The sequence below is a fragment of the Paenibacillus sp. Marseille-Q9583 genome (assembly GCF_976954365.1).
Window position 1 is genome coordinate 116,370 of record NZ_CDRJTB010000007.1, and the last position, 16,321, is coordinate 132,690.

Genomic DNA, 16,321 nt, shown 5'->3' on the forward strand with positions numbered 1-16,321 from the left:
TTAGTCTCGGAACACCTTTTTACTGCGAATGTATTCTACATCAGTAATCCCTGCCCGTGTATTAGCCGTCCTAGCCAGTGCAAAGAAATAATCGGATAACCGGTTCAAATAAATAACCGCTTCCGGGTTAATGTCTGCATTTCGTCCAAGTGTAACCGCCCGACGTTCCGCCCGGCGGCAAACCGTACGGCACACATGTAGAACCGAAGCCAACGGACTGCCCCCAGGGAGGATGAATTTTTCTAGTGGTGGATTCTCTGCTTGAAGATCATCAATCCAGCCCTCCAACCGTTTAGCCATCTCACTTGTTACCATATATTGACCACCATCACCTAGCTTAATAAAAGCCAGATCGGTTCCGCAATCGAATAGCTCATGCTGAATTTCCAGCAGCTGCTCGCGTACATCATCAAACTGATCGTCCTCCATCAGGCTCCTTGCCTGACCTACAAAGCAATTCAGTTCATCGATCGTTCCGTAGGCTTCAACTCGGACATCGTCCTTACCAACCCGGCCGCCAATCACTGAAGTTTGACCCGCATCACCCGTGCGTGTATATATCAACATGGCTTACTCCTCCTATCCATTCTTCAAATCACATAATGCTAGTTTAAGCTTTCTTATATAAAAATGGCAAATGAAGAGTTTAGGCATATTCTCTCCAAGTGTGACTGCAATGTTGCGATGTGTGAGCTTAAAGGAACAACAAAAAGAGGACCCTAAGGTCCTCTTCAACAGCATGTAGCGACGTTATTTTCCAACTGGACGCCCCTTCATGTATTCATTTATCTTGAGATCCAGTAAACTGCTAATTTCAATCACATTATCTGAAGTGAATGATTTTTCCTGCAAAAAAAGCTGCTCCATTTTGCTACGGAGTATTCTAATTTCATCTTCCAGAGAGAGTATGCGAGCAGAAGCATCACCCTTGGGGGACAGTTTCCCACTTCCAGAAAAACATTGCCCTCCATAGGAAGGTAAGTAATAATCGGCACTAAGCACAATCATCCCTCCTAAAAGTATTATTGAGCGCGTGCCACAAAATGTCATTAAAGTAATAAAAGCAACTTCAAAGCAACGCTTAATTCCAGAGTAAAATACGTCCTTGTTAGTTCTATTATAGGGGTTAATTACTCTCAAAGTAAAATAATACCATAGGATTATAGGATAGGCTATAGTCCAATTTTCTCTATTCCATTCTCTCTCGTTCCAGTTGTGTGACAAAAGCACCAATGCGTTCTATAGCTTCATTCAGTTGAGCTACTGATGTAGCATAGGAGCAGCGTAAGTATCCTTCACCACCTAAACCAAAGACACTTCCAGGTACAGCTGCCACCTTATATTCAAGCAATAAACGTTGTGCAAACTGATCAGAAGTCAGTCCCGTTTTGCGCACGCTAGGAAAAGCATAAAATGCACCTTGTGGTTCATGGCAATCCAGTCCGGCATCACGCAAACCTTTAACAATCAGCCTCCGCCGTTGGTTATAAGAATCGACCATTCGATCCTTCTCTTCCATCCCATTGGTCAGTGCCTCAAGTGCAGCCACCTGGCCCATAGAAGGAGCGCACATCACAGTGTACTGGTGAATCTTAAGCATTGCGGAGATCAAATCAGGGTGACCACAAGCATAACCCATTCTCCATCCAGTCATGGCAAAAGCCTTGGAGAAACCGCTGACCAAAATCGTACGGTCCATCATACCTGGCAATGAGGCAAAGCTGACATGATTAATTCCATACGTCAATTCCGCATAAATCTCATCTGAAATTACGATAAGATCATGCTTCTCTACAACCTTGGCGATCGGCTCCCAATCCTCTCGGGTCATAACACTTCCCGTTGGGTTACTCGGGTAACAGAGAATTAGAACTTTGGAGCGTGGAGTAATCTTCGCTTCCAAACTCTCTGCAGTAAGTTTAAAGTCATTCTCTCCGATGGTTTCGATACCTACAGGAATACCTCCACCAATAGCCGTTATCGGTGAATAAGAAATATAGCAAGGTTCTGGTATGAGAATCTCATCGCCTGGCGTGATCAATGCGCGAAGAGCCAGATCAATAGCCTCACTTCCGCCGACTGTTGCTATAATTTGATTCGCAGGATCATACTCCACTGCAAAACGGGTGTGCAAATAGTTCGCAATCCCCTCCCGTAGCTCAGGCATACCTGCATTAGATGTATAGCCTGTAAACCCTCTTTCCAGCGAATAGACACAAGCTTCTCTGACATGCCACGGGGTCTTGAAATCAGGCTCCCCGACTCCAAGTGATATGATATCCTTGCTGCCTGCAGCCAGATCAAAAAATTTACGAATACCCGAAGGCTGAATTTGCTGTACCAGCGGGGCCAAATAAGAATTCATTGATTTGCTGTCTTCTCCAGTTAGCTGCGTTTTATTCGTGATCATATGATTACTTCCTTTATGGAGAGATCATCAGACGGTTGTCTTCCTCATGCTCCTCGAAGATGATCCCATCCTGTTTGTATTTTTTAAGGGTAAAGTTCGTTTTAGTTGAGAGTACTGAATCAATTGGAGACAGCTTCTCGGAAACAAAATTGGCCACTTCACGTAAGTTTCGGCCTTCAACTTCTACCAGAAGATCGTAAGCACCTGACATCAGATAAACGGATTTCACTTGTGGATACAGGTAGATTCTCTCGGCAATGCCTTCAAATCCGCGACCCCGTTCGGGTGTAATCTGTACCTCAATCAGCGCTGTCACTTTCTCGTCATCGACTTTATCCCAGTTTACAACGGCTGCATACTTAACAATTACATGGTCCTTCTCTAATTGCCCAATCGCCGTCTTTACGTCTTCTTCTTCCTCGCCAAGCAGCGTAGCTAAGAGTGCAGTAGATCTTCTCGCGTCCTCTTTAAGCAGTTCCAGCACTTTCCTCTTTAGTTCGTTCATTTCCTTCATGCCTTCCCTCCGGATAGTTCGCAAATGACGTTGCGCTATTCATGCGTCGCCCCGCGAAAAGAGTTTAATACTAATATGACATGAATTGAGCATCTCTGCAAACAAAATAACCCCATATGATGTCCGCATAGAAGACTGTGTTTACTCATCTAAATGGATTTTCATACAAAAAATGCCCGTTTATACCGGAGCTCTCGGTATAAACGGGCGTCAGCCTTAAGGTTATGGGGCAGGATGCTTCATCTGCTAACCATCTTGGTTACATTAAATGAGACGGTTGATGCTGTCCATTCGAATGAAGATGCGCGTTCGCATTGTGAGCAAAGGATCCAGCTTGTCCGGTTTTTTGCTGAACAAATTGTCCTGCTTTTTGCTGCAATTGCTGTGCAGTTTGGAGCTGCTTGTCTACATCTTGGCGCAATGCTTTTGCAGGTGCAGGATACATATTCAGTTGGGACATCTGCGTATAAAGCTCGCCCTGAAGTCGAAGCGTGTTCATGGTCATGTCGTTAAACACCCGACGAACCGCTGGACATGCCGATTCTGTAGCGGCAGTCGCATATTCACGGACCGTCCGCTTCAAATCACACAAAATGGTGTTCATTAAATCTTCATCCGGCATAAATGCTGCTGAATTTTGCGTATTCATTTAAAAACCTCCTTAGGATTAGTATGGAAATTATTGTGGGCTTGTTGGCGCGTATTGTTGATGTTGCTGAATTAACTGAGTGAGCTCAGTCATGTGCGTTGTGTGATTTTGCATATGCTGCATACAAATTTGACGAACCTGCTCATTCTGTGTTGTTGCTGCGGTTGCCGCACATTGTTTGAGAAGCAAGTCCTCATTGGAGATGGAATCAGCGATATATTCCAGTTCTTTTCCACTTAATGCCTGCATTTGAGTTGATTGCATGTGTTGTAGTCCCTCCTTGTAATTGATTCAAACAGGCTTTAGTATGCCGCCAAAATAGTTCATTTATTTGCCCAAAGGTACTTGATAGATATGACAAAAATAAGAACATACCTGCGAATGAGACAATAAATTGCCGCCAATACTAAATCACGGCACGAATGAAGGAGCGAACAATTCATGAATTTAAATAGTGGAAACACACCTTGGTCAAGCACTTTACAGAATCCCCCGACTTATCCTCAGTTAGAGGATACCGTTCACTGTGATTGCCTGGTTGTCGGCGCTGGAATGGGTGGAGCAATGGCATCCTATCGCTTATCGCTAAGCGGAGCTGATGCTGTTCTGATAGAAAAAAGACGTGTAGGAAGCGGCAGCTCGCATGCCAATACGGGATTGCTGCAAATCTCTAACGATAAATCATTAACCTCATGTATGAACACTTTTGGGAAAAAGAATGGCCTGCTCTTTTACCAGTTATGCCAAGCCGGAGTAAGGAACATTATGGATCTGCCAGACAAGCTCGATATCGATCCTCAAATCATTCCGCGCAGCAGTCTCTTATATGCAAGTACACCAGAAGACGTGCCTGCTTTAAGGGAGGAATACGAGAATCTCGTAGCCAATGGATTCGATTCTGAATTCTGGGAAGAAGATAAAATTGCTTCTTTGTACTCTTTCAGAAAATCGGCTGGTTTGTATTCGCGTGGTGACGCTGAAACGAATCCTTTTCGCACGTTGCATGGATTAATCGCCAAGGCAGCATCCAACGGCGTACGCGTCTTTGAGGAAAGTGAAGCTAAACATTATGAGTTTACGGCCGATGGCGTGATTTGCCACACTGAGAAGGGGCGCATTATTGCTAAAAATGTTATTTTTGCAATGGGGTACGAAACGCAGGAACTTAAAAAAGACCGGGGCGCCGAGTTGATCAATACGTATGCGATAATGACCAAACCTCTGAAGGAATTACCCAAGTGGCATGAGCGGAGCCTCCTCTGGGAAACCGCCCGTCCGTATTTATATTTCCGTACCACCCCAGAGGGACGTATTATTGCTGGAGGTAAAGATGAACCGTTGACAGATCCCGAGCGCCGTGATATCAGAGTGATTTCACAAAGTCAAAGGTTATTGGAAGAGCTGGAAGCTTTGTTTCCTGAAATCAAAGGCATTGAGATAGAATACTCCTGGGGCGCTGTATTCGGCTCTACGCGTGATGGGCTTCCTTATATCGGCCCTCATCCCAAGTTCCCTCATTGCTACTTCATCGAGGGTTATGGAGGCAATGGGACGGTGTACAGCATGATTGCTGCGGAGTTATTAACAGATACGATTGCGGGTAAACATCGGCCGGAGCTTGATCTATTCTCATTGACACGATCAGCCAAACCTTCTCCTACTTTATAACGGACTTGAATAAGCAATATTGAGGTTTTTAAAAAAAGCTTAGTCCCCTTATGGTCAATAAGAGGACTAAGCTTTTTATGAGGATGCTTATGCTTTATCGGTACTCAGATTACGTACGAGCTGAATACGGTCTTCCTGCGCTAGACTGTGCTGTACATGGAAACAAGACGGACACACATACACATTAAGGGAGAATGGAGATGTTAATACAGGTCCACCTAGTGTAGCCGGTGCAGATGGCTCGAAGCTGCTAACAAGCTGTTTACCAGCAAGGATAGTTAACTCATGGCATTGTGTACATTCCGGAGCTTCTTCCTGAATCGCTAAGATGCCCGATACACGCTCTTCATACTTATTCAAATCATAATCGTCACCGAATTGGTTGAGCGTGTTGTAAATAGGAACTACACTGTCTTTGTCGACGTCTCCCCAAAGATCATCATCATTAATAACCTCTTGTTTAGGTTCTTCTACAACTTCTTCTTCCTCTTCTTCAATGCCGTCTATCCCTACAGTAACTGTACGATATCCGTTAAGTTCATTGTTGCAGTGAGGACAATTTTCCTCGGGTCCGAATTCCTCGTCCCATACGATTTCGGTATGACACCAAGGGCACACAGTTGTTTCCATCTTAATAATCTCCTTCATACTTCACGTTTAAATTTAGTTCATCATTAAATAAATAATACCGGCTGCTATAAAAGCAATAGCTGACACAAACAGAACTCGGGTAAGAATCTTCATGATATCCTCCTAATACTCCACAAAGTGGAGCTGCTCATTTCAAAGCTTGTCCAGCTTCATCTGGAATCCTTTGTAGGGAGGTGCAAAACTTTCTATTTTTTAAAATATAGCTGCACCGATCACATAAGACAACGAAACCGAGATCAGCATCGCTATTAGCCCAACAGCACGGTTATCTGCAGCGATCTCCTCATCAATAGAGAACACTGGGGTTAGGAATTCAAATAAAAAATAGGCAAGCAGCAGCAGCAAAAAACCGACGACCGACCACTTCATCGTCTCATAAATCGAAACACCTGATTCAATGCTGAAACGCAGTACGTTGCAAATTCCGAAGATTTTGCCACCAGTAGCCATGGCTACTGCCAAGTTCCCCTTGCGAATTTCTTCCCAGCAATTATATTTCGTTACCATTTCAAAAATAGACAGAAATACAACAAGCCCAAGAATTGCTACTGCAAAGTAGCCAAGCAAGGCACCTAGCGGATGACCCAGCAAAAGATCAATATCTCCTTGCACACTTTCCCCTTCTTTCTGCCGGGCAATCCCGCTATTGCAGCTCAGCCACGGTTACGCCTGCGCCGCCTTCATTATAATTTCCAAGCCTATAGCTCTTAACATGTCTGTGTTTACGCAAATATTCTTGAATTCCTGTGCGGAGCACACCTGTGCCTTTACCATGAATAATAGAAATTTGGCCCAGATTTCCTAAGAAGGCTTCATCAATAAAACGATCCGTCTCCATAATCGCTTCTTCCAAATTCGCACCTCGCAAATCCAGTTCTCTACGAATGTTCTCATCACGGGAGCGTTTAACGGTTGTCGCCTGCCGAAGAGGCGTTGGTACAGAGGCTGCTTTCGAAGAGAGCAGTTCCAAATCATCCAGGCTTACCTTCATCTTCATGATCCCAAACTGCACTACAGCCTCTTTAGAGCCGCTTAATTCCACTACAAAACCTTTTTGGTTTAAGTTATCTACCTTCACTTCATCACCAGGACCAATCGTCCGCGGAGCTTTAGCAGGCTTACGAGTAGCAGCTTTCTTACGCGGTGAAGGTTCCGCATCGTCTAAACGTCTCCGTGCTTCAATCAGCTTATGCTCTTTGACTGAAGCGCCTTCTTCCATAGCTAAGCGGCGTAAATCACTAATAATTTCTTCAGCTTCTTTACGCGCTTTCTCCAAGATTGCGCTGGCGTCTTTCTCCGCTTTCTCCAGCCGTTTGTCCCGCTGGCTTTCCAGCTTCTCCAGTTCTTGCTGCTGTCTGCTGCGTAGTTCTTCTACTTCACGGCGAATGCTCTCTGCCCGCTCATGTTCTTGTTCCGCTCCAAGACGATTCTCTTCGAGAGAGGCAATCATATGCTCTACACGTAGATCCTCTTCCTTCACTTCGCCACGCGCATGCTCCAGAATCGCACCTGGCAGACCTAATCGCTCTGCAATTGCAAAGGCGTTGCTTCGTCCAGGAACACCAATCAGCAGGCGGTAGGTAGGGCTGAGACTTTGAACATCGAACTCCATACTGGCATTGATGACCCCTTTACGCTCATAAGCATAAGCTTTCAGTTCGCTATAATGCGTGGTAGCGACCATACGGCATTCTGTCCGGTGAATATGCTCCAGAATGGCAATGGCCAGCGCAGAACCTTCTGCCGGATCCGTACCTGCGCCCACTTCATCAAGCAGAATTAGACTCTTAGGAGTCATTCTCCGCAGAATGGAAATAATATTCGTCATATGGCTGGAGAATGTACTCAGACTCTGCTCAATGCTCTGTTCATCCCCAATATCTGCATAAATGGCATCAAACACACACATTTGACTGCCTTCTTCCGCAGGGATGAACAAACCAGACATCGACATGAGACTCAACAGTCCAATGGTCTTGAGTGTAACGGTTTTACCACCCGTATTCGGTCCGGTTACAATAATGGAGCTATATTGGTTGCCGAGCTCCACATCCAGAGGAACCACATGCTCTGCGGGAATAAGTGGATGGCGTCCTTTGCGCAGCTTCAAATACCCGCGATCGTTCATACGAGGCTGTGTAGCCTTCATATCTCGGGCAAGACGCGCCTTGGAGAAGATAAAGTCAAGCTCGCCAAGAATATCGATATCATAGGTCATTTCTTCGGCTATATCAGCTACAAGTGCTGTCAACCTATGCAATATGATCTCGATCTCCCGTTCTTCACGCAGCCGTGTTTCACGCAGCTTATTATTCATCGCCACAATGGACTCAGGCTCGATAAATAAAGTGGCTCCTGATCCGGACTGATCATGTACAATTCCACCGAAATGCGCACGATACTCCGCTTTTACAGGAATAACAAACCGATCTCCACGAATGGTTACCAGCTGATCCTGCAGCATTTTAGCAACGGAAGAAGAACGAATCATAGAATCCAGCTTCTCACGAATCCGGGTCTCGCCTCCGCGTAATTCACGGCGAATCGTAGCCAGTTCAGAACTAGCTGTGTCAAGCACATCTGCGTTCTCGTCTATACATAAACGGATGGCATCTTCTACATGTTTTTGCTCCGATAAAACATCGCTGAGTGAAAATAGGAATTCAATCTTTTCCTCCTCATGCATAGCTGCCAGGAATCGTTTGACTCTTCTTGCGCCGCCAATGGTAGTTCCCACTGCCAGCAGTTCAGTTGTTCCCAACATTCCACCTATAGAGGCACGTTTTAGTGCTGCTCGAATATCACTTATCCCGCCGAATGAAGGAATACCCTTCAGACGATCTACATTAGCCGCTTCGTCCGTGGCTTGAAGTAGCTTCTTCACACCTTCAAAATCACCGGATGGTCTTAGTTGCTCCGCAGTCATTCGCCCCATTGAGGTTTGCGTATATTGCATTAATTTATTTAAAATCTTGCGATATTCAAGCGTATGCAAAATTTTGTCGTCCAATTACAGTCACAGCTCCCTTCATAGATGTTTCCATTATACAGAATTCAAGCCAATTTCGCTATTTGGTATCAGTTAAAGCATAAAAACAAGTATTAAGGTCACAATAAGAACTGCACATATCCTTAGCTTGGGCCAAAGGAGGTTAGTACAGTGAATTTCTTGAGTCATGTGGGTCGTTTTATTGTAGCAGCGCTTGTTCTGATGGTCGTTAGTTGGATTGTTCCACAGTTCTCGGTTGGTGGCTTCTGGAGCGCTCTAATCCTTGCACTGGTGATTGCGTTACTCGGCTGGGTTGTCGAAGGAATCTTCGGCAAAAAGGCAACGCCCTTCGGGCGCGGTATCGTCGGTTTCATCGTTAGTGCATTAGTCATCTGGGTCGCTCAATTCGTAGTGAGTGGAGTCAGCGTTTCCATTCTAGGAGCTATCCTGGCGGCGTTGGTCATCGGTATTGTCGATTTGTTTTTGCCGGTATCCACGCCGTTTGAGGCAGCAAAGTAACGAAAGCTATTCACAACACAGAACCCCTATTTCCGGTTCTTTTCCGGTAATAAGGGTTCTGTGTTGTTTTTATCCTTATGACACAATCTCCACTTCATGGCTCTCAGCACAATTGACCACTCTGTTCTTACCTTGTTTTTTAGCGGTATAGAGCGCTTTGTCCGTTTTACGAAAAAGAAGCTCTTTCCCATCCCCAAGCTGATAATCACAAATTCCAATGCTCACAGTAATCGGCTTATTTCCAGCCTGCAAATGCTCGATTTGAGCAATATTGATCCGTAGTTTCTCTACAGCCTCATAAGACTCTGAAAAACTTTTGTCTGTAAAAATCACAGCGAATTCTTCACCGCCATACCTAGCCGCAAAGTCATTTAACTCAATCATACCGCCCACCTTGTCCGCAATTACCTTAAGAACAAGGTCCCCAACCCTATGTCCGTAGGTATCATTAACTTGCTTGAAGTTATCTATATCGAAGAGCGCCAGCTGTAGTTGAAGATTGTTGCTTTCACATTGCTCCAATAATGAATCCAAATATTCATGAAAGGTTTTATGATTATATAGTCCAGTGAGTGCATCTATCTTCAGCAGCTTATCCGAAATAGCCCTCTCCACCATTAGATCTTGGCCTTCCTTCGTTAATCTCTCCAGATTTACACGCGCTTCCCGCGCACGAATAATTACAGCAAGAGCCATCCCTACAAATATTATAAACACACACTCTACTATTAAGAATTCAAGCAGCGGTTTATGTAGGAATGGCCGTTCCAACCCGAAATATACTCCCGCATAAAACACAATACTAAATAGTCCCATTAGATACAGGAGCTTACGATCAAAATAAATAAGAGCGACCATAATCGGCATCATGAGCGTCATCTGAGCACCATCGACAAAAGGCTCTAATACAAAATACATAAGGTAGGACACTAAAAATCCACAACTAACCACCCCATATTTAGGGGAATGTTTACTATAACGAAGCCACAGCTCCGCAGTAATCATAAGGACCACAATTAGTAAATTACAAGCTATAAATAAGTGCCATAGATTCGTGTCCATGGTTGTTTTTATTTGAAGTCGGTCAATATTCGACAAAAACAGCAACTGTGAGATTAATAAAAGAATAACTACCATCCAATAACCTTTTAAGATTCTACGGTGCCAAACCTCCGTATTTAGCGTATCGTTAGCGCTTGAAATATGTATCCCCTACTTTTGTACGTTAATGTAATAGCTTTCATTATAATAAATTTTAGTTATATTTTCATCATTTATTTGCAATTTACGACAAAGTTTGAACAGTCTCCCTTGTTCACGGATTTTTCACATTTAATCAAAGCGCTTACTTAAATTTTAAGTTATGATGTCTACATAATTGTCACATTTTCACTATGCTTGGACTTCTTAGGAGGAGGTTTGGATCATTAAAAAATTTGCAATTCTACTTTCAATTGTGTTCGTTATAGCACTTACAGCCTGTGGAAACAGCAATGATAGTGCTGCTGGCAATGCTAACACATCGGAGCCGGAGATCGAGGCAGAAACAGAACTTATAATTACAGCTACGAATTACAGCTTTGATCAGGAAGAATATCATCTAAAAAAAGGTGTACCCGTCAAAATTATTTTTAAAAACGATAGCGGCAATCACGGTATCCTTATCCCTGAATTCGAACTCCAGCTTAATAGCAAAAAGTCCTCGAAAGTAATTGTTCCAGAGGAAGCCGGCACATTCGAAATGACCTGTTCGATTATGTGCGGTTCCGGACATAGCGGCATGAACGCAAAAATCATTGTGGAATAGATGAATCATTAAAAAGCCGATCGTTAGGGAATTGCCCTGACGATCGGCTTTTTATTTAAGTGGGAAATATAAGACATGATGTGAAACTTATTCTTTCGAATATATTAAACAAAGAGGGCTGACCTGAAATAGATCTCTCTACACATCAGGTACAGCCCTCTTTCTTGCATCCGACATTCAACTGTCCTGTTCGATCAGTTGAATCCATTCATTATATTCATTCTGAAGCTTGGCATATTCCTCTTGAAGATTACGATGCTCATTTGTCATCTTCTGTAGCTCATTCTGATGCATCTCAAACTGGACCTGTAGCAGACGAAGTTGTCCTTGGGCCAATTCATAATTCTCGCCGACTTCACCAAGCTGCTGAAGCACCTCACTGCGTTCACGTTCAATAGATTTCTGCTTAGCCTCAGCCTCACCGGCCTCCTGCTGCCAAATATCTATCTCTTCACGCAGCTTCGCTTCCAAATCACTCCACTGCTGCTGTCGCTCGAATAATTCCTCGTACTTTTGCTTCCATGAAGCGCCGTACGCCTCTGCTTCCCTCAGAACATCCTGCTGCTCTGCAACCGTAGCAGCGGCCTCAAGGCTAGCTTCAGACAATTCTTCTAAGCGTCGAGCTGTCTCTTCGCCTTCTTCTTGCAGCAGTTGATATCTTTCCTGCAGACGTTCTCCATCTTGCAGCACTTCATCATATTGAGAGATCAGTTCTTCATAGCGTTCACGAAGTGCAGACAGTTCCTTCTGAACCTGTCCACCTTGTTCACGGAGTGCTGCAGTTTCGTGTTCTGCATCTGTACGAAGCTGAGCTTCCCGATCTAACTGTTGTACTAATCCATCCGCTTGACCTCGAAGGATCTCAATCTCCTTTTGAAGCGCCAAAGATTTCTCTTCGGTCTCCAGTAGGTTCATTTCAAGCTCACTAATATCTTCCATCCGTTTATCCGAGAGCTCCTGCCAATTTGCTGCCTCCGCCATAGATCCAGCGAGTTCTTCCTGAACACGATGCAGATTGTCATTCGTTTCCTGTAGTGACTTCCGTAGCTCTGATGCTTCATTCTGAGACTGCTGATAACGCTGGCGCAATTCTTCCAGCTCTTCATTCAACAGCGTGCCTAGCTCAGTAGCAGTACGCAGCTCCTCACTGAGCTGTTCTTCACGTTTAACCACCGCTTCATATTGTCCGAGCAGCGTCTGACGAGCATCTCGTTCACTCTTAAGACTGGCTTCAGCCGAACGGAGTCTAGACTGAAGTTGTCCTGTTCCACCACGAAGCTCAGCCAGCTGTTTCTCGAGCTCTTGAATGTTTTGCTTATGTCTATGTTCCTGAGTCCCTTGTGACTGACGAAGTTCCTTATTCTTAGCAAGCTCCCGTTGTAAAGCTTCCCGTTCTTCAGCCAATTCCTTGCTTAGCTTCGTTGTCGTGCTCTCAAGCTCCTTACCCAGTGTCAACTTCGTCTTCTCGAGTTCCTTACCTAATGTTGATTTGGTTTCCTCAAGCTGTTTCTCTAAGTTTGACCTGGTCTCAGTTAACTCAAGCTCCAGAGCAGACAAGGTGTCTGAATTCTCCTTAGTCAGCGTCTCACGGATGTTCTCCAGCTCTTGCAAATGCGCTGCCTTCTGCTCTTCCAACTGCTGTAGACGGATGGCTTCTGCTTTCGCTAGTTCCTCTCGATGATTCTCGCGCATAGCAGACTGTTCATCCTCATAACTTGTCCGCAGTTCCTGCAGCTCCAGCTCACGTGCAAGCAGCTCCTCTTCCAGCTTCTCTCGTGCGGCTTCAGCCGCTTGGGTTGCCTCCTGAAGCTGGTTAGCATGTACTTTACGCTCATTCTCCTGAATTTCCAGATGACGCTTGCGCTCTTCTTCAACCGCAGCAATCAGACGTGTAGCTTCTTCCTTAGCCGCCGCTTCAAGGCGTTCATATTCTTCTTGTCGCTCCCGCTGAACCTCCAGCAGGCGAGATACTTCCAATCGCAGTTCACTGCGTTCACCTGTCATCATGTTGAGTTCATTTTTAAAATCCTGAACCTGAATAGCCTGCTCCGCCATATGTACTGCTGCAAGCACCGCTATGCGCGGCGTATCCAGTCTGTTGTGTGATTTAGAAATCGAGCGCATATGTTCGTCAACATAACGGGCCACTTGTTTCATATATTCAGTGCTGCTTCCGACGAGTTTATAGGAAGTTCCGTATATCTCCACGGCGACACGTGTCCGGTCCATAGCCACAGTTGTGCCCTCCTTTGTATGTGTGCGGATTCTAAGTTAGTCTTACTGTTTCTATTGTAGCTTTTTTCTTAAGCATTTGGCAAAATCCCTTGTAATCAATAGATTCTCGCTGATATCCTCCGCATTTCACTCTACCCAGAAAAAGCCGCAGCGAATCTCAGTTTCTAAATGGATTCGCTGCGGCTTTACACAATTCCTGCTATTTTCTTAATTCTGCACCAAAAGTTTGTTGAAGGACTGATAATAGCTTATCATGCACCTCTCCAACCTCTTCATCTGTCAATGTATGTTCACCGTGACGGTACAGCAGTGAGATCGCAATACTCTTCTTTCCACTCTCTAACTTGCCACCAGTGTACACGTCGAATACCTGTACGGATTGCAGCAAAGTTCCTCCATTTGCACGGATGGAAGCTAGCAGATCACCTGCTGGTACAGTTGAATCTACAACCACTGCAATATCCCGTTCCATACCTGGGAAACGTGGAAGCTCATTATATTGCAGACGGCTTTGCGTGTTATCATACAGCGGCTGCAATAGAATCTCAGCTACATAAGTATCCACTAGATCAAGCTCTCTTTGCAGTTCCGGATGAAGCTGACCCATAGTTCCAATCTTCACACGACCCTCGTCTCCGACTAAATATACCGATGCGGAACGTCCAGGATGATACCCTTCTGGACTATCTCCCTCGTAGATAATTCTGTCTGTAAGACCCAAATAAGCAAATACAGATTCCAGCGCTCCCTTCAAATCAAAGAAATCTACAGGCTGTGCAGAAACGTTCCATTGCTTCACGGTTAGGCTACCGCTAAGCAACAACCCCAGCACCGGCAGTTCACGCGGCTGACGAGTCAACTGTTCTTCATCTGTGAAGAAGACATTGCCGATTTCAAACAACGCTAGATCGCTTTGACGACGGTTGGTATTATAGCTAGCAATATCCAATAGTTGTGGCAGAAGGCTAGTACGCAGTACACTGCGTTCTTCACTCATTGGCATAGCCAATTTAACCGCTTGTGAGCCTTCTGATAACTCAGGGAACATTTTGCTTTGTTTCGGCTGGATGAAGGAGTAACCCATCACTTCCTGATAACCGCCATGTGACAACAGGCGACGCAGTTCACGGCGGAGTGATTGCTTATGCGTCAATGCGCCTGGCGTTGTAACACCTTCAATCAGAGTCGTTGGAATATTGTCATACCCGTACAGACGAGCAATTTCTTCGATAAGGTCAACATCATAGCTGATATCGCCACGTCTAGTTGGCACCTGAACTTCGATCAATCCTTGTGCGGTATCCCCGCATTTGAAATGTAGACGACCAAACAATGTCTTCACTTCTAGCAAAGACAGATCTGTTCCGAGATAACGGTTCAGCTTCTCCATGGACAAAGTAAGTACTTTCTCTTCTCCAGCAACTATTCCTGCTTGCACAATTCCTTCATGCACAGATCCGCCAGCATAACGCGCAATAAGTACTGCAGCGCGATTCAATGCAGGGATCACTGCATTTGGATCCACTTCTTTCTCGAAACGAAGCGATGCTTCCGAGCGAAGTCCCAGTTGACGCGAGGTTTTACGAACGGTTCCTCCGTCAAACTTAGCGGATTCCAGAACGAGATTTACCGTCTCAGCAGTAACTTCCGTATCCTGACCTCCCATTACTCCAGCCAGAGCTACTGCTTTAGCTCCATCAGCGATAACGAGCATATGTGGCTCAAGCTTCCGTTCTTGGCCATCAAGTGTAGTCAGGACTTCACCTTCGTGAGCAAGACGAACGCCGAGTTCTCCGCCTTCTATTTTATCTGCATCAAATGCATGAAGCGGCTGTCCGTATTCGAGCATCACATAGTTAGTAATGTCTACGATGTTGTTAATTGGACGAATCCCTGCCGCCATCAGACGATTCTGAATCCACAGCGGTGATGCTGCAGGTTTAACACCTGAGATATAACGAACTGCGTAATGACTGCAATGTTCTTCATTCTCAATCTTAACGGAGATAGATTGAGCAGCTGCTCCGCTGATCTCAATCATTTCACTCGCAGGATCAGGCAATTTAATGTCACGTCCAAGAATCGCGCTCACTTCATAAGCAGCACCAATCATGCTTAGGCAGTCTGAACGGTTCGGAGTCAGATCGAATTCCAGAATTTCATCATCTAGACCCAGCAACTTTGAAATATCTTGACCGATCTCTGTACCTTCAGGAAGTACAAGAATTCCTTCTTGCTGCTCTTTAGGAAGCAATTTATCATTGAGTCCCAATTCTTTAGCCGAGCAGATCATCCCTTGTGATAATACCCCGCGCAGCTTCGCTTTTTTGATATCCAGCCCTGGCAGCTTAGCGCCAACAAGAGCTACAGGAACGGTTTGTCCTGCAGCTACATTCTTTGCGCCACAGACGATTTGCAGATCTTCACCTTGACCTGCATCCACGATACATACGTTCAGTTTATCCGCATCAGGATGCTTTTCTTTCGATTTCACATAGCCGGTTACGATGCCGGAAATCCCTTTATTGCGGCGCTCTACTCCGTCAATTTCAATGCCGGCAGCGGTAATCTTCTCCGCTAGCTTTTCGGCGGTTACTCCTTCAATCGATGTATAATCAGCCAACCATCCGGTTGATACTTTCATGTCCGCTCACTTCCTTTATGTTTCAGATGTATTTATCTACTTGCCGTTCGATCTGCTTCCTGTGGGAGTAGTACAATTTAGGATTACTCGATCAAAGCTTCATAACCGTCCTATTTAGAGCAGTCACTACGAAAAATATTGGACTTCCGATCGCTGTTATCCTCAGATTTCCTGATTAAAACCGCTTCTCGCGGTAGAAATCCGAGGATAAAGGCGAACGCTGGCGCTTCTACAG

The 16,321-nt window shown here is 45.0% G+C and carries 15 protein-coding genes; 3 read left to right on the top strand and 12 right to left on the bottom strand.

Annotation, left to right across the window (positions count from 1 at the left end):
* The 6 genes from ACWNM1_RS05665 to ACWNM1_RS05690 all read right to left on the bottom strand — a co-directional run bounded on the left by ACWNM1_RS05665 (nt 1) and on the right by ACWNM1_RS05690 (nt 3,837).
* A complete protein-coding gene (locus ACWNM1_RS05665; protein WP_449600234.1) occupies nt 1-567 on the bottom strand; it encodes a cob(I)yrinic acid a,c-diamide adenosyltransferase in 567 nt (188 codons plus the stop codon).
* A 183-nt stretch (nt 568-750) separates the two neighbouring features.
* Complete coding sequence (locus ACWNM1_RS05670; RefSeq protein WP_052404481.1) at nt 751-939, bottom strand: aspartyl-phosphate phosphatase Spo0E family protein; 189 nt, start codon at nt 937-939, stop codon at nt 751-753.
* Nucleotides 940-1,189: 250 nt separating this feature from the next.
* Entirely contained in the window at nt 1,190-2,410 is a 1,221-nt protein-coding gene (locus ACWNM1_RS05675) for an aminotransferase class I/II-fold pyridoxal phosphate-dependent enzyme (protein WP_449600235.1), read from the bottom strand.
* Between the two features lie 13 nt (nt 2,411-2,423).
* The gene (locus ACWNM1_RS05680; RefSeq protein WP_042125589.1) at nt 2,424-2,924 is read right to left on the bottom strand and encodes an Lrp/AsnC family transcriptional regulator; all 501 of its coding nucleotides are present in this window, start codon (nt 2,922-2,924) and stop codon (nt 2,424-2,426) included.
* A 259-nt stretch (nt 2,925-3,183) separates the two neighbouring features.
* Nucleotides 3,184-3,573 (bottom strand): spore coat protein, encoded by a 390-nt coding sequence (locus tag ACWNM1_RS05685; protein WP_449600236.1) that lies wholly within the window; start codon nt 3,571-3,573, stop codon nt 3,184-3,186.
* A gap of 30 nt (nt 3,574-3,603) precedes the next feature.
* A complete protein-coding gene (locus ACWNM1_RS05690; protein ID WP_449600237.1) occupies nt 3,604-3,837 on the bottom strand; it encodes a hypothetical protein in 234 nt (77 codons plus the stop codon).
* Nucleotides 3,838-4,014: 177 nt separating this feature from the next.
* Between ACWNM1_RS05690 and ACWNM1_RS05695 the strand changes: the two genes are divergently transcribed.
* A complete protein-coding gene (locus ACWNM1_RS05695) occupies nt 4,015-5,241 on the top strand; it encodes an NAD(P)/FAD-dependent oxidoreductase (RefSeq protein ID WP_449600238.1) in 1,227 nt (408 codons plus the stop codon).
* 87 nt (nt 5,242-5,328) lie between these two features.
* On the opposite strand, the gene ACWNM1_RS05700 is transcribed toward ACWNM1_RS05695, so the two are convergent.
* From ACWNM1_RS05700 to ACWNM1_RS05710, 3 genes are all read right to left on the bottom strand, one after another.
* On the bottom strand, nt 5,329-5,871 hold the full coding sequence (locus ACWNM1_RS05700) for a hypothetical protein (RefSeq protein ID WP_052404205.1): 543 nt from the start codon (nt 5,869-5,871) through the stop codon (nt 5,329-5,331).
* 213 nt (nt 5,872-6,084) lie between these two features.
* A complete protein-coding gene (locus tag ACWNM1_RS05705) occupies nt 6,085-6,504 on the bottom strand; it encodes a DUF350 domain-containing protein (RefSeq protein ID WP_042125581.1) in 420 nt (139 codons plus the stop codon).
* Nucleotides 6,505-6,535: 31 nt separating this feature from the next.
* Complete coding sequence (locus ACWNM1_RS05710) at nt 6,536-8,902, bottom strand: endonuclease MutS2 (RefSeq protein WP_449600239.1); 2,367 nt, start codon at nt 8,900-8,902, stop codon at nt 6,536-6,538.
* A 150-nt stretch (nt 8,903-9,052) separates the two neighbouring features.
* Between ACWNM1_RS05710 and ACWNM1_RS05715 the strand changes: the two genes are divergently transcribed.
* The gene (locus ACWNM1_RS05715) at nt 9,053-9,400 is read left to right on the top strand and encodes a phage holin family protein (protein WP_042186173.1); all 348 of its coding nucleotides are present in this window, start codon (nt 9,053-9,055) and stop codon (nt 9,398-9,400) included.
* Between the two features lie 75 nt (nt 9,401-9,475).
* Here the strand turns inward: ACWNM1_RS05715 and ACWNM1_RS05720 are convergent, their stop codons facing one another.
* The gene (locus ACWNM1_RS05720) at nt 9,476-10,537 is read right to left on the bottom strand and encodes a GGDEF domain-containing protein (protein ID WP_449600240.1); all 1,062 of its coding nucleotides are present in this window, start codon (nt 10,535-10,537) and stop codon (nt 9,476-9,478) included.
* Nucleotides 10,538-10,856: 319 nt separating this feature from the next.
* On the opposite strand from ACWNM1_RS05720, the gene ACWNM1_RS05725 reads away from it, so the two are divergent.
* Complete coding sequence (locus ACWNM1_RS05725) at nt 10,857-11,207, top strand: cupredoxin domain-containing protein (RefSeq protein WP_262495616.1); 351 nt, start codon at nt 10,857-10,859, stop codon at nt 11,205-11,207.
* 177 nt (nt 11,208-11,384) lie between these two features.
* Here ACWNM1_RS05725 and ACWNM1_RS05730 read toward each other — a convergent pair whose 3' ends face one another.
* Both ACWNM1_RS05730 and pheT read right to left on the bottom strand, forming a co-directional pair.
* The gene (locus ACWNM1_RS05730) at nt 11,385-13,442 is read right to left on the bottom strand and encodes a hypothetical protein (RefSeq protein ID WP_449600241.1); all 2,058 of its coding nucleotides are present in this window, start codon (nt 13,440-13,442) and stop codon (nt 11,385-11,387) included.
* A gap of 199 nt (nt 13,443-13,641) precedes the next feature.
* Nucleotides 13,642-16,086: a phenylalanine--tRNA ligase subunit beta gene (pheT, locus tag ACWNM1_RS05735; protein WP_449600242.1), complete on the bottom strand. Its 2,445-nt coding sequence runs from the start codon at nt 16,084-16,086 to the stop codon at nt 13,642-13,644.
* Nucleotides 16,087-16,321 lie beyond the last annotated feature (235 nt).